Annotated in this window: 12 protein-coding genes and 1 pseudogene; 4 read left to right on the forward strand and 9 right to left on the reverse strand. The window is 62.9% G+C overall.

Going from position 1 to position 13790, the window contains the following annotated elements; genetic code table 11:
• Positions 1–260: 260 nt before the first annotated feature.
• The 4 genes from BB934_RS33305 to BB934_RS47695 all read right to left on the reverse strand — a co-directional run bounded on the left by BB934_RS33305 (position 261) and on the right by BB934_RS47695 (position 3207).
• On the reverse strand, positions 261–1631 hold the full coding sequence (locus tag BB934_RS33305) for a transposase (protein ID WP_099514088.1): 1371 nt from the start codon (positions 1629–1631) through the stop codon (positions 261–263).
• Positions 1632–1797: 166 nt separating this feature from the next.
• Positions 1798–2202 (reverse strand): helix-turn-helix transcriptional regulator, encoded by a 405-nt coding sequence (locus tag BB934_RS33310; protein WP_099514089.1) that lies wholly within the window; start codon positions 2200–2202, stop codon positions 1798–1800.
• A gap of 335 nt (positions 2203–2537) precedes the next feature.
• Positions 2538–2684: a hypothetical protein gene (locus tag BB934_RS47690; RefSeq protein ID WP_162299240.1), complete on the reverse strand. Its 147-nt coding sequence runs from the start codon at positions 2682–2684 to the stop codon at positions 2538–2540.
• 361 nt (positions 2685–3045) lie between these two features.
• Positions 3046–3207: a hypothetical protein gene (locus BB934_RS47695; protein WP_157934471.1), complete on the reverse strand. Its 162-nt coding sequence runs from the start codon at positions 3205–3207 to the stop codon at positions 3046–3048.
• Between the two features lie 257 nt (positions 3208–3464).
• On the opposite strand from BB934_RS47695, the gene BB934_RS33320 reads away from it, so the two are divergent.
• Together BB934_RS33320 and BB934_RS33325 are read left to right on the forward strand one after the other, a co-directional pair.
• The gene (locus BB934_RS33320) at positions 3465–3818 is read left to right on the forward strand and encodes a DUF6894 family protein (RefSeq protein WP_099514091.1); all 354 of its coding nucleotides are present in this window, start codon (positions 3465–3467) and stop codon (positions 3816–3818) included.
• 9 nt (positions 3819–3827) lie between these two features.
• A complete protein-coding gene (locus tag BB934_RS33325; RefSeq protein ID WP_099514092.1) occupies positions 3828–4022 on the forward strand; it encodes a hypothetical protein in 195 nt (64 codons plus the stop codon).
• Between the two features lie 910 nt (positions 4023–4932).
• Here the strand turns inward: BB934_RS33325 and BB934_RS33330 are convergent.
• Both BB934_RS33330 and BB934_RS33335 read right to left on the reverse strand, forming a co-directional pair.
• The gene (locus BB934_RS33330; protein ID WP_162299250.1) at positions 4933–6342 is read right to left on the reverse strand and encodes a DUF1254 domain-containing protein; all 1410 of its coding nucleotides are present in this window, start codon (positions 6340–6342) and stop codon (positions 4933–4935) included.
• A gap of 14 nt (positions 6343–6356) precedes the next feature.
• Positions 6357–7790, reverse strand: a complete 1434-nt coding sequence (locus tag BB934_RS33335) for a DUF1254 domain-containing protein (protein ID WP_099514093.1) — start codon at positions 7788–7790, stop codon at positions 6357–6359.
• A gap of 714 nt (positions 7791–8504) precedes the next feature.
• On the opposite strand from BB934_RS33335, the gene ltrA reads away from it, so the two are divergent.
• Together ltrA and BB934_RS33350 are read left to right on the forward strand one after the other, a co-directional pair.
• Positions 8505–9788, forward strand: a complete 1284-nt coding sequence (gene ltrA / locus BB934_RS33345) for a group II intron reverse transcriptase/maturase (protein WP_237050430.1) — start codon at positions 8505–8507, stop codon at positions 9786–9788.
• A gap of 355 nt (positions 9789–10143) precedes the next feature.
• Positions 10144–10485, forward strand: a pseudogene (locus BB934_RS33350) (YnfA family protein).
• Between the two features lie 14 nt (positions 10486–10499).
• Here BB934_RS33350 and BB934_RS33355 read toward each other — a convergent pair.
• The 3 genes from BB934_RS33355 to BB934_RS33365 all read right to left on the reverse strand — a co-directional run bounded on the left by BB934_RS33355 (position 10500) and on the right by BB934_RS33365 (position 13400).
• Complete coding sequence (locus tag BB934_RS33355; RefSeq protein ID WP_237050107.1) at positions 10500–10898, reverse strand: Fur family transcriptional regulator; 399 nt, start codon at positions 10896–10898, stop codon at positions 10500–10502.
• A gap of 172 nt (positions 10899–11070) precedes the next feature.
• Positions 11071–12285, reverse strand: coding sequence for a ZIP family metal transporter (locus tag BB934_RS33360; protein ID WP_237050431.1), 1215 nt, complete (start codon positions 12283–12285; stop codon positions 11071–11073).
• Positions 12282–13400, reverse strand: coding sequence for a multicopper oxidase domain-containing protein (locus BB934_RS33365; protein WP_099514096.1), 1119 nt, complete (start codon positions 13398–13400; stop codon positions 12282–12284). The genes BB934_RS33360 and BB934_RS33365 overlap by 4 nt, the downstream gene beginning before the upstream one ends.
• Between the last annotated feature and the right edge of the window lie 390 nt (positions 13401–13790).

A 13790-nucleotide genomic window follows, 5' to 3' on the forward strand; every position in this document is an offset into this window, starting at 1 on the left:
AAAGCTGCGGTGGTTCGTCCGCCAATGTCCATTGGCACCATCCGTGGCGATCTGAACAGCCGCAATCGTCAGCAAAGGGTTAGGGGCCGAAATTCCTGATTCTTTCTGAACGTCTGCTTATGTGAGGATTGCTGCCCTCCGGCTAACGTCTCAGGTGTGCCGATTTCGTTGAAAAAGTCGGCATTCAGACGGGCTGGGACAGCGACGAAGGTTGCTTTGTTGAAGTTGAGCCTGAGGTGAGGTGTGCCCTTCGGGTCTTCTCAGGCTCCTTGGGTCATCTGAGGCCCTGTTGGCAGGATCCGCTGGGCGAGCTTTCTCAGATTCTGGGCGGTTGCTGCCAGCAGGAACTCATCCTGAGCCCCGCACGGACCACGCAGCCGCAGACGTCCCATCTTCAGGATCCGCTTGAGATGGGCAAACAGCATCTCGATGCGTTTGCGACCCTGCCGCGACCGCTCGAAGGCCGGCGTGCCTCTCAATGAGCGCGCGACCTCCCGGGCATGCTCATAGATACTGCGCGTGATCCTGCGGGCTGGCGTGTTCGGGCAGCAGCGCTCCTTCAGCCGACACGGACTACAGTCGAAGGTGCTGCCCAGAAAAAGCCTGTTCGTGCCCTCATTCAGAATCCGGCCGCTGGTGGTCAGGATCTTGCCCTCAGGACAGATGTAGGTGTCCGTCTCAAGATCATACGTGAAGTCTGATCGCGAGAAGGTGCCGTCCTGGCGCTCGGATTTGTCGATGACGGGGATATGCGGGTCGATCTTCTGTTCGTCCACCAGCCAATGCAGCATCTCGGCCGAGCCACAGGCACTGTCGCCGGCCAGCCGCTCGGGTTTGAGGCCAAAGCGCTCGGCCGCGCGCTCCAGCATGGTGCGGGCAGCCCCCACTTCGGCCTGGCGTACGGCCCGGGAGGCTTCGACATCCACGATCACGGCGGCCTTGAGGTCGATGAGGTAATTGTCTGCATAAGCAAAGAACGCCGGGCCGCGCATCGCACCGGTCCATTGAGCCGCCGGGTCGGAGGGTGAGACGAACTTCGGCTCAACGTCTGTCGCTGCACCCCAGGCGGCCTCGTCCAGGGTGGCGAGATACTCCTGCACCGCTCGCGGGGCAGCCTGCGGGTGGTCCTGAGCCCTCCAGTCGGATCCGGCCAGCGAGCGCTGCTTGTTCGCATCGGCGTGGATCAGGCTGGCATCGACCGCAAAGCCTTCGCCACCCACCAGTCCCTCGTCCAGGCAGCGCTGCACCACCGCTTCGAATAGATGGCGGAAGAGATCGCTGTCGCGAAAGCGCCCGTGCCGGTTCATGGAGAAGGTGGAGTGGTCGGGCACCTTACCCTCCAGCCCCAGGCGGCAGAACCAGCGATACGCCAGGTTCAGGTGCACCTCCTCGCACAGACGTCGCTCGGAGCGGATACCGAGGCAATAGCCGATCAGCAGCATGCGGATCATCAGCTCGGGATCAACGGAGGGCCGTCCGGTGGTGCTGTAGAAGCCGTCCAGATGCTGGCGAAGTTCAGAGCAGTCGACGAAACAGTCGATGGAACGCAGCAGGTGATCGGGCGGGACATGATCCTCGAGCCGGAACGTGTAGAACAGGCTCTCCTGCATCACCAGACGCTCGCCCATCATGGCCCGATCCTCCTGCCGAGAATGCCTCATCAGGGAATCACGATCCGGCGCCGGTCACGAGGACTTTTTCAACGAAATCTGCCATTTGAAGACGTTCCGGGTACATGAGCGAAATTTCGCAGAAGGCCCGTTTGAGGGCTGGTCGCCCTCCTGGACGAAGCCAGGCTCAAGCTCGGCGACGCCGTGACCGTCCTGCACGCGCGCGATGACTGCTGCGCCAGACCGACGGGGGCTGACCCGACCAGCGCCGGAAGGCCCGGCTGAAGGCGCTGATCTCGGAGTAGTTCAGGATCTCAGCAATCTGCCTGAGCGTCAGGTCCGTCTCGGCGAGCAGCATGCAGGCAATCTCGCAGCGGACCTCATTGGCCACCTGCCGAAACGTGCCGCCTTCGGCTTTCAGGTGTCGGTACAAGGTCCGGCGGGACACCGCGTAGAGGCTGGCGACCATGTCAGACGTACAGGTATCCCGGATGAGTTTGACCCGAAGCGAGCGCTGCACCTCCTCGGTGAGCGGTCGTCGGCCATGACGCGATCGGGGCAGGTCTGCCCGGTGGGGGGACGGCAGTTCCATCGCATCAGTTTAGCGCGGCCGGAGGGCCGTGCTTGATCGCTTGGGACAGCCTTGTGACCGTTTGGGACCCGTGGCTCACCCCGGGCGTGAAAACCGGCCGCGCGCGGCTGTGGGGCACCTTGGCCATCGTCGCGATGCTGCAAGTTGATGCCGGCTCAAGGCGGCACATGATGAAGGCCTGCGTGGAGAGAGGGATCTGGCCCTGGTGCAAGCCGGGTGCAAGGTACCGCCCACAGCCGAGGCCCTGGAGCGATCCGGGGCTTCTGGCGTTTTAGGGCTGCGAATGTCCGATAATGCCCTGTTCTGAAACAGAGAACATGGCACTTGGGCGAACGTCAGTGCCGCCCGAGCACAAAGCCGACGAGCAGTACCGCGATGATCAGCCCGGCCATTGTGGTCGCCCAGGCGAACAAGGCCACATCGGCCGGGGACCACACGGTGCAGCCTGACAAGCCGAGCAGCTCACAAACCCATCTCGCCACCGTGTCCATGCTTACCCCCGATCCGGACCACAAGGCGCAACTTGGAATTTCCGTAGTCCAGATCTGGCCGCCGAAAGGTCACGCCTCACAGCGCGCACCGCCACCGTAATTCGCATAACGTCGATTAGGGAACAGGCTGGATGCGACCTTCACGAAGAGCAGAGGGCGCTCCAAAGAGAGCTGCTCCGTTAGGCGGTAGGATGGCGCAGTGAGTTGAATATCTCACTGTCTCATCCTGCAATAAGCGGATTTCTCCGCACCAATGCCCGTCGGCTGTTTCACCTCTATCCCCGGGCAGCGCCCGATACTGGATCGCGTGGTCCGGCACGGCGATCCAATTGCCATCGACGAGCATTTGCACTCAGGCCGGCGTCACCCGGTAAGGGACAGGGCGACAATCCTGGTCGTTGCAGCAACTGTTTCCCCATCGGTCCTTCAGGGGCGCGTAGATGTCGTGGGCTTCGGTGGGTGGGTCGAAACTGAGCAGGGCGATCGCCGTAAAGAGATCAAGCTTGAGAGACATAGGCCGCTCTCCCTCATGATGGGCAGGCGGCGCTCGTCAGAGCGTCGGGAACGCTACTGCGGTCATTTTACTCCCGAATAAGGGTCCTGTCGCGCCCGCACCTAAAGCCGCGCGCAATTTCGCATAACCCTCAGTATGGAACAGGCGCTGGCGCAGCCGGTCTGGCCCGATCCAATAAGCCGTTGGCCCAAAGTAGCAAGGCATCCGGATTCTTTTCCGCTAACAATCCGGCTCCACGGACCGTGGGGGCAATCCCGGTGCCGAATCCGCTCGCCTGCAAGGCAGCCTGGCAAGAGCGCCAGCAGGCGGGCGGACTGCCTTTTCTCTCACCGGTCACATCGCCGATGCCGCGCTTCTACTTCGACCTTGTCTTGGGTGCTTTTCCCAACCGCGACGAGGTTGGTTACGAGATCGACAGCCTTCACATGGCCGAGATCGAGGCCCGGCGCACCGCGGGTGAGCTGACGCGGAACCGATTGCTCCAGGTGCAGGGTGCAACCTCCGAGGACATTCGGGTCGAGGTGAAGGATGAGCAGCGACAGCCGGTTCTCACCGTGACGGTCTCGATCCAGGTCGACCACGAGGCGCTGATGCCTTCATTGCGCATGTGACGATCAACCATGTCTGTCGATCATCTTAAGAAAGCTGCCGACTATCGCCGGCAGGCGCAGGAAATCCGGACCATTGTCGAGAAGATTGCGATCGACGAGGCCCGCGAGCAACTGCTTGAGGCGGCCGAGCACCTTGAGCAGCTCGCGCAGGAAGAGGAGCGCAAGGCTCACGCCAACGGCGCCCCGCCGGAGGACCTCGGGTAGGTCAGTCGATAAGACAATGAAAGCACATCCACGCAGTGCGGTCGTTTCAGCCCCGACAACCTTTTCTATTCATGGACGTGAGAAATAAACCGGGATCGATTGACCCATGAGCGATGATGATTTCGACGACTGGCTCGACCACCATCGGCCGTCTCCAACGACCGACAGGTTGGCTCATCTGCTCAGGTGGCTGGGCTTGTTCGGTGCAATAGGGCTGTTCGGCGTGGCGGTCCTAATGGCCAGAAAGTAGGCTCAAAAACCGCGCCGCGTTTTTCGCATAATCTCCAGTATGGAACGCGATTTGGAGATTTCGGAAGGTGTTCGTGCGGGCTTGTGGAATGCCGCGCAGCCTATTCAGTAAAACCGGCTCGGGAAGACGCCTCGGCGGGACTGCGAATCCTGGCGAATGCTGTCCTTAAAGCGAGCGGGTGAAGAGGGATCGGCGGCGCCACCTTCCGACCCCTCCTGCCCGGTCCCGAACACCAGGGGATTGCCGCATCTCCAAGGCGGAGAGACCATAGTCGGCTTTGAGGGTCCTGGCAGCAGGGCGATTATCCCACTCTTAGGACAACGGCCGGCAGTGGCTCATCTGCCGAGTGGGGCAGAGCGGTCAAAGGTCTGCAAATCCTTGCACCCGACGGCAAAGGAAGCGGTGACGCGCAAAAGGCCTCATGAATCTTCATGCCAATGGGATCCGGCGCTCTGTCTGGCATGTGTCGCAACCACACGATGGTCCGGAGTGGGTCAAACTCGGTAGGAGCAAACGTTCGAACGAAAGTCCGCTCATCCCAGCAGTGCGGAAGTACGGCTAAGGTCAGCCCCGTGCCAGGAGCAGTCCTTCGCTCTGCTTTCTATCCCCCTCCCCTTGCTTTCATGGCGTGACGCGCACAGCACCGGTCCAGAAGGCGGGTTATTGCATCCGCTTAACCGCCGGCAGCCTATAGGACCCATCGAGTACCGGCGTCTCCGGCCCGTAGAAGCGCATGGTGAGATTGAAGGGGCCGGACGGCGCGGGCAGCCAGTTCGAGGTGTCGGCCGGGCGTTCCTTCTGGATCAGGATCGTCAGCGACCCGTCCGCGTCCGGCTTCAGTCCCTCCGTCATGCTGCCGAAACTGTAGCGACCGAAGTCGTTTTCCACGAACAGCATGTCGGAGCCGTACATCGCCACGTTCCAGAACACCGAGACGGGCGGCAGCCTGCCGGCATCGAAACGCAAGACGTATTTCCGTTCTCCCGTCAGAGCCTCGCCTTTGTCGTCGACGGCCGTGTTGGGATAGAGCACCTGGTCTGAGAGCTGGGCGCCCAGCTCGTACTTGATCAGCGCGGCGCGCAGGCCAGGATCGTAGCCGGCCCGCCCTCCGGCAAAAGTGTACTTCCAGCCGTTGGCCGTCTCGCCCGCCGCCTCCCATTTGCGATCGACGATCTGCTCGCCCGCCTTGGCGGCACGGACTAGGCCGCGCCGGGTCGGCTCATCCAAGGTCTGCCACTCGAACCCCTTGCCGACGCTCAGCCCGATCTGGCGGAACGAGGCGACGAGCGCGTCATCAAAGTCGGCTGAGGCCGGAAGCCTTTGGCTCATCGCATGGCCGAGTTCGTCGAAGAAGCGGATCTCCTCCGGGGCCTTGCTGTCGTAGGCCGCCATCATCGGCCGCTCAGCCGGCGGCTTGTGAGCCAATCCCTCGCGCAGGTAGGCCGAGAGCGGCATCAGATGGAAGCCCTTCTGGGCCTCCACGGCCTTGGGCAGGTCAGCCGCGCCCTTGGTCAGGATGCGAACCGCCGCCACGCCGATCTTAGTGCGCATCCTCACCTCGGTCATGTCGCCAGGCACGGTGCCGGCAAAGTCCGGGCCGGTGATGAGGTAGACGCCCGGTTGCGCCCCCTTTGTGCCGCCGATGTTGCGGACGACCTCGTCGAAGCTGTCGCCGATCTGCACGATGTACCAGCGTGGCTCGGTCAGGGCGGGCACGAACACCACGACCGGCTCAGCCGTGAGATCCAGGGTCGCGTAGGCATCGACCGTGACGTTGTTGGGCGTGACGACGAACCTGTCCTTGGCGGTCTTGAGTTCGGGATAGCGCCGGAAGTCGTTGAGGTAGCTTCCTCCGACGGCAACGGACTTAGGGGTCGATTGGCCGTAGTAGCGGAGCGGATAGCCCCACAGGAAGGCTTGCAGGCCGACCGCGTAGGCATTCTCCTCGCGGGCCTGCTCGGCAGACAGCGCGGTGCCAGCTCCCGGGGCGGACTGGGCCTGGACGGCCTGAGGCACGACCGATGCCGTCAGCAGGAAGGTTGCCGCGATTGGTAGAATGAGTTTTCGCATAGCGTGTCCTCAGGTCATTGTGCCGCGACCTTCTCGATGTCCGGCAGCTTCCACGTCTTGTCGAAGAATGCCTTTGTCGGCGCATAGGCGCGGAACATGACCTCGAAGGCGCGCTGCGGATCGGTCGGGATCCAGTTCGGCTCCTTGCCCGCCGGCGCTGCCGGGCCGAGGTAGACATCGACCGAGCCGTCGGCGTTCTTCTGCATTTCGGGGATCTGCGATGAGCGGCTGGCTCGCGGCATGTTGCGGATGAGAGTGTGCCTTTGCCGGTCATACGCCGTCAGCGACCAGTATTGCTCAACAGGCGGATTCGCTGGAACCGTCATCCGATAGGTCTTGCCCCCGTCGAACGGATTGCCGTCCTTGTCTCTGAGGCTGACCAAGTAGAACTGGCCGGTGCCGAGGCGCTTAAGACCGACGAACGCATAGGTATAAGTCATGCCCCGCGCATCGACCGGGTATTTGTCAGGATCATCGAAATCCGACTGAACCGCTGCGATCATCTCAGGCGACGCCAGCGAATTCCAATGGCTCCCGGGATAGAAGGGTGGAAGTCCGGTGTCGTATCGCGCTTCGAGCCATGCTTGCGCTTCCCTGGCGCCGGTTTCCAGCGCCGCCTTGGTTTTGGCATCCGGATTGAAGGTTTTTCCCTTTTCGATCCCGAGCGTGCGCAGCACATCGATCATCGCGCGGTCGCGCGACAGCCACGGCTCGCTCTGTACCACGCGGTCGAGCGAGGTGAAGAAGCTCGCGTCGTAGCGAATTGTGGAATCGAACAGAACGTCCGCGGCGTCGGCGAAGACCGTATGCGGCGGACTGGCGGCCTGCGATAGCGGATATAATTTCACCTTTTTGCCGTAGGCCACCGATCGGGCGATGTCGGCCTCGCTGTGGCTTTTTAGGTTCGAGCGCAGCAGCGCATAGCCGCCGTATGTGGTGGAACGCAGCGCGATGTAGCCGACAGGAACTGAACCCGTGTACCCCGGTGGCAGCACCAGATATTTCCCGCCCTTACCGGCGTCGGCGCCGGACGGGCCGGCGTCTTCCAGCGGCACCTGCCAGAAGTCCACGATGTTGCCGTTCAGCGATCCGTCCTCGCCCGCCGCTGGAATTTCTAGCACGATCGGTCCGGCATCCTTGGTATTGAAGAACGCCATGAGATAGATAGCGTCCGGATTGGGCGTGAGTGTCTGATTGCGCCAATCCAGTGGGCGCGACCAGTAAACGATTTGGTTCATTTTGCCGGTCGTCTTGTTGAGCATCTCCTGAAGCATCAGGTCGGTGTTGACCGCCGCCATGCCCCAATTCATGGCCTCGATGGCACGGCGCTCGACGGCGCGGGAGGCCAGATCGGCGGATGTCCCTGACGGTTGCGCTTGTACGACCGTCGCGAAGCCAACGATGGCGAGGACGGCGCCCACCAGTCCTGTCCAGCAGTCCCTGATCATCGCGGACCTCTTCCGTTCATCGGATCACGGCATGCGAGGAGACCAGCGTGCCTCGGTGCCCGGCTCAATCATTTCCAAAATAGGTGACTTGCTGATGTCAGGTATCGGGTGAAACCCTGATATCGAGACAGACTAGACCTGAAAGCTCATGTGTCCCGAAGGTCCGCAGCGGGTGTGCGCCGTGACAAGGCGGCGCTTTCCAGTGGGTGCAAGTCCCACCCGGCCACCGCTCCAGCCGGAAGCAACCGGAGCAGTCATGGAGGTAACGAAATGGCTGAAGCCTTCGGATAGCGGGTCACGAATTGGTGACCGCGCGAGTGTGCAGGCCGCAACGTGAGTGAACGCTGAGCAAGCCTCGAAAAGGACGATGTGCAGGCCGACCCGACAACCCTTTCGGGGAAGGCTGATACGGCTGGGTGAATGAGCAAAGAGTACGCCCAGGCGCTGCACCGGGGTAGTGGCGGCAGCATGGACACAAGGAAAGCGCACGCAACACGGGAAGCCCCAGGACGTGGTCAGGGATGACCAACCGGAGGCCCGCGAGGGACAGGCCGGGCGCCCTGGGGTGGCGGAGAGGTCCGTAGTACCGCTGAAGCCAGTCAACGCTGGTCGAGGAAAGGGACCTCAGTTCAAGACAGACGCAAGACGTGGTGAGGGATCTGGAGATTGGGCAACCTATCAACTCCAAAGAGTGTTCAGAAACTGCAGACGGCGTTGCACGCGAAAGCGAAGGCAGAAGCCGGTTATCGCTTCTACGCCCTGTACGACAAGATCAGCCGCGAGGACATTCTGGCGCATGCCTATGCCCAGTGCCGCTCGAACAAGGGCGCACCGGGTGGCGACGGTCAGGACTTTGCGGACATCGAGGCGTATGGGGTCGAGCGGTGGCTGGGTGAACTGGCGCTTGCGCTCAGGCAGGAGACTTACCGACCGGACCCGATCAGACGCGTGTTCATCCCGAAGGCCAACGGCAAACTCAGGCCGCTGGGCATCTCGACCGTGCGGGATCGGGTCTGCATGACAGCAGCGATGCTGGTGCTGGACCCGATCTTCGAGGCCGACCTTCCACCAGAACTCTACGCCTACCGGACTGGGCGCAATGCCCAGCAGGCGGTGATCGAGGTGGAAGAGCTGCTGTTCCGAGGCCATCCGGACGTCGTGGACGCCGACCTCGCGGACTACTTCGGGAGCATTCCCCATGCCGAGCTGATGACGTCAGTGGCGCGCCGCATCGTTGATCGGCGCGTGCTGCACCTGATCAGAGGGTGGCTGGACTGCCCCGTGGAAGAAACCGACACACGAGGACAGACGACACGGACAACGGAGGCGCGCGATCAACGGCGCGGCATCCCGCAGGGTTCACCCCTCTCACCCTTGCTGGCCAATCTGTACATGCGCCGGTTTGTGCTGGGATGGAAGAAGCTCGGGCTGGAGCACAGCCTCGGCAGTCGCATCGTGACCTATGCGGATGACCTCGTGATCCTGTGCAGGAAGGGCAAAGCCGAAGAGGCCTTGCACCGGCTGCGCGAGATCATGGGCAAGCTGAAGCTGACGGTGAACGAGGAGAAGACACGCATCTGCAAGGTTCCGGAAGGTGAGTTCGACTTCCTGGGATACACGTTCGGACGGATGTATTCGGCGAGAACCGGCCAGGCCCGCCTGGCGCAACGGCCCTCGAAGAAGAGCATCCGGCGCGCGGTCGAGAAGATCCATGCGCTGACCGCCCGAGCGGGAACATGGCAAGAGACCACAGTGCTGGTGGGCAAGTTGAACCGCACGCTACGCGGATGGGCGAACTACTTCTCAGTAGGCACCGTCAACCCGGCGTACCGGGCGCTCGACACCTATACAGCGGTGCGGTTGCGCCGGTGGTTGCGCTCCAAGCATAAGGTCAGGCGACGCAAGGGCGGGGCTTATCCCCTCTCGCATCTTTACGGGCACTTCGGGCTCGTCCGCCTGAGCCGGCTTGGGCACGACGTGCCGTGGGTGAAGGCGTGAGGTCTTGTCCGAGAGCCGGATGCGGGAGATCTGCATGTCCGGTTCGATGAGCGGGGTGTGGAAACGGAGCAACGGCTCGGCTAGTGAGGCACCGCTCGGCGAAAGCGGCGGAAACAGATAGGCTGATCCTACCGCCACCGCGCCACACCTCGACTCTACCAAAGAGTAACGACCAGCAAATGAAATGAAGGTCCGTTTACCGCGTCATGAGCTGACCAAAGCGTTTCTTCCAGGAAGTGCCATTTCATGACCGTCGGGAGTTCACGGTGTCCGGGCCAAAGATGCTCGTTGAGATTTGATGGGCAACTGGGTTGACGATCGTCGCGCTTGGATTGTGGGGCGTTGGGCCGGCAGAATGGTTGCGGCCAGCAGCGACCCCGCGAACCGGCTCTGGTATGTGGGTGCCGCGCTGGCTGAGATCGCCGGCTGTTTTGCCTTTCGGTCCTATTTCCGTCTCGGACAATCGGTGTGGTGGCTGCTCCCCGGCATGGCATCGCTCATCGTGTTTGCTTGATGTCTGATCCTGGTTGACGCTGATGCTGCGGGGGGCGCCTATGCAGCCTATGGTGGGATCTACATCGCCGCGTCGCTTGGTTGGCTATGGCTTGTAGAGAACCGTCAGCCCGACCGCTGGGATCACCGGCGCCGTGTTTGCCTGGCCGGTGCGGTCATCATTCTGCTCGGCCCGAGGGACTGACAGCCGGAACTGGATCAGGACTCGTCCTCGTTCGAGCGAGGGTCGACCGGGATCGGCACGGCGTAGAGTTCCAGGCGATGGCTGACCAGCCGGTAACCGAGTTGCCGCGCGATCTCGTGTTGCAACCGCTCGATCTCGGCATTCCGGAACTCGATGACGCTGCCGGTTTCGAGATCGATCAGGTGATCATGATGCGTCTTCGACGCCGGCTCGTACCGGGCATGGCCGTCGCGGAATTCACGCCGCTCGAGGATGCCCTCCGCCTCCAGGCGCCTGACCGTCCGGTAGATGGTGGCGAGTGAAATATGCGGGCACTGCGTCACCACGCGGCGGTGCAGTTCGAACACATCGGGATGATCCTGGGCCTCCGAGAGAACCCGGGCGATCAGGCGGCGCTGATCCGTCAGTCTCATCCCCTTCGCCCGACACTGGGACTCGATGCGGTTTGCCCCCGATAATGCAGCGGGTCCCCGCGAGCCTCCGGCCCACGCCCGTGTCCGGCGGTTGGCCCTGATCCTGTCGCCCGGGGTTCCCGGGCGAGTATGCTTCGTCCCGCGAGCCGTCATCGAACCCGTCCCTCGCTTGCTAGACCTTCACCAGGACGGCGGTGGCATACATCAGCGAAAGACCAGCCACGAGCCCGCCGAACACGCTGACAGGGACCGCCCCGCTTTTCCATCGGTCGTCCAGACGCCAGAGATAGACCCCAACTTCGACGATGACCTGAAGAATGGCCCCGGCTCCGACCGCCAGCGCCAGGGCCGCCCATTGCGGGCTGTAGGCGAGGCTTCCGAACCACATCCCCAGGATGGCCGGGGCTCCCGCCAGCAAGGCCAGCCAGACGAAGGCGGAAAGCGGCGGAGGCTCCTTCACCAGCGGCGCGGCGATCCCGACGCCTTCGGTGATGTTGTGGAGCGTGAAGCCGAGCACGAGGAAGGTGCCGAGCCCTGCGGCTCCGGCCGTGAAGGCGGCACCGATCGCGAGGCCCTCACCGAGGTTGTGCAGGCCGATCCCAATCGCGATGGCTGTCGCCAGCCCCAGCCCGGTCGGGGTGCCCCGGCGTCGGCCGATGACCCACAGCAGGAGAAAGCTGATGATAGCCGCAAGCACCACCATCACATGACCCTGAAAGGCGACGGCCGCCTCCCCGGCCAGCTCGAGTGCGTCCTCGAGCGAGTCGACGAACAGGAACGCGAGCAGGCCGATGGTGAGGGCGAGCAGGAAGCTCATGCCCTGTGCCCCGACCCCGCGCAGCACCGGGTAGAACATCAGGCCGATCGCAACCGGCACGATGCCGACAAAGGCGCCCAGCACGGCCTGCGGCACGAGCTGGCTCGAGTGAGCCTCCGGGGTGCGCACGGCCACCGGGATTTCATGGTCGAAGGTCGTCCCGGTTTTCGTCACGACCCGGACCTCATGCGCCTCGCCGAGGGTCCAGGGGAAAGGGATGTGGATCCAGGCGGTCGCGAGCCGGGCAAGATCGCCGGGCGGATCTTGGACGAAGGTCCAGTAGGCGTCATCCACCTGCACCTGCGCGATGGTGATCGGCTCGGAGCCGCCGGCCCGCACGCGGAGGTGAATGCCGGTATTGTCGAGGATGCGGCGCTCGAACGTCAGCCGCTCGACGGGCGGCGCGCCGTTGTTGAAGGCCCGCAACGGATCGGACACCGCGAGCCACGTGGCTACCAGTCCAAGCAGGAACAAGGGCAATGCGATCCACAGCACGAATGCGTATCCCGGCCGTACCGTGGGCGGACGTGGCGAAGCAACAACCGTTTCAGGACCCGCGCGATCGTTCATGCGGCCGCCTCCACCACATCGAACATGCCCATCCAGCCGAGCTCGGTGAACTCGGCCTGGTGGGCGTGGAACATGTACAGGCCTGTCTCATGCGCGCGGTAGGTGAACTCCAGGATGCCGCGCTGCGCCTGGCACTGCATCACCGTATCGATGGTGCGCAGCGTCGGCGTCAGGGTCGTGCCGTGGTCGTAGTAGTCGAAGAAGTTGCCATGCAGGTGCAGCGAGTTGATCGGGTCGAACTCAACCACATTGATGAGATAGATGCGGACCGGCCTGCCGCGGATGACGGTAATCGGGTGCTTGGCGTAGTGATGCGCGACCGTGTTGACGGCGTAGACCTCGTTCTCTCCATCGAAGTTGGTGTCGAAGCCGTTCATCACCATGACGAACTCCTGCCACTCCCGGTTCTCGGGCGTACCGAGGAGGCGGGAGCGGGCTACGTCGGCTTGCTCGGGATGACGCGCCGGATCGGGATCGATGATGAAGGCGCCGTACATGCCCTTGTGGATGTGCCGCTTCAGCGGCAGGGCATGGCAGTGATAGAGATGGCAGCCGAAGGGAAGCGCATCGAACTCGTAGATGAATTCCTCGCCAGGACCGATTTCGCCCGCTCCGGGAATGCCGTCCATGCGGGCCGAGTGGATGCCGTGGAAATGGATGGAATGGCGGTGCGACCCGTTGTTTTGGAAGATGATGCGAACGCGGTCGCCTTCGGTTACCCGCAGGCTGGGGCCGGGGACCCGACCATTGTAGGTCCAGGCCGGAAAGAGGATGCCCGGCGCGATCTCGATCTCCTTGTCCTCGCCGATGATCTCGAAGGTTCGCAGCGTGCGCCCGTCCGGCAGACTTGAGACCACGCCGGTGTTCCAGTCCGTCAGGAGCGATGTTGGGTCGAAGCCGTTGCGGGCGTTGCCGACGTCGCCCACCGTGATCATATGGCCGTGCGCGCCGTGATGACCGGCCCCATTCGCATCGTAGGGTGGTGCGGAACCACGCTCTGCATGCGAACTCTGACCGGTCGCCGCTGCTCCCCCGATAAGGAAGCCGCTTGCCGTGGCGAGGCTGCCCCAGAGAAGGTGACGTCGGTTGACGGTCTCTCGCAGCCAATTGCGCATGGCGCACGACCTTGTCGCTCTTGCAAAGCATTTGCAGCATATCGCGTTTTGGGGGTTAGCTCAAGAACTTGCCTTCGGCTGTTTGGGGTCGCATCGAATTTGTCGCGGCTTTACGGGCCCAAGAGCGGCTCCGGATGCGTTAACCTGAAGTCCCCGGCAGCAATCGCTCTGGAAAGGAAAGGCCATATGGGCGAGACGTGCTGCCCACGATGTTCCTGCGACGCAGCATCCGTCCTGAGCTTCGCCACGCATGATGGTGGCTTCGCCGCCACCGTTCAGTGCCACGTCTGCGGCTTCGAGACGATCACTGACCATGGTTTCCAGGACGAGCGGACCGCCCGCGAGGCCGCAACCCATGCCTGGTTGGAGGGAACGGTACCCCTCCCCTTA

The sequence above is a fragment of the Microvirga ossetica genome (assembly GCF_002741015.1).
In the GTDB taxonomy this organism is placed as follows: Bacteria; Pseudomonadota; Alphaproteobacteria; order Rhizobiales; family Beijerinckiaceae; genus Microvirga; species Microvirga ossetica.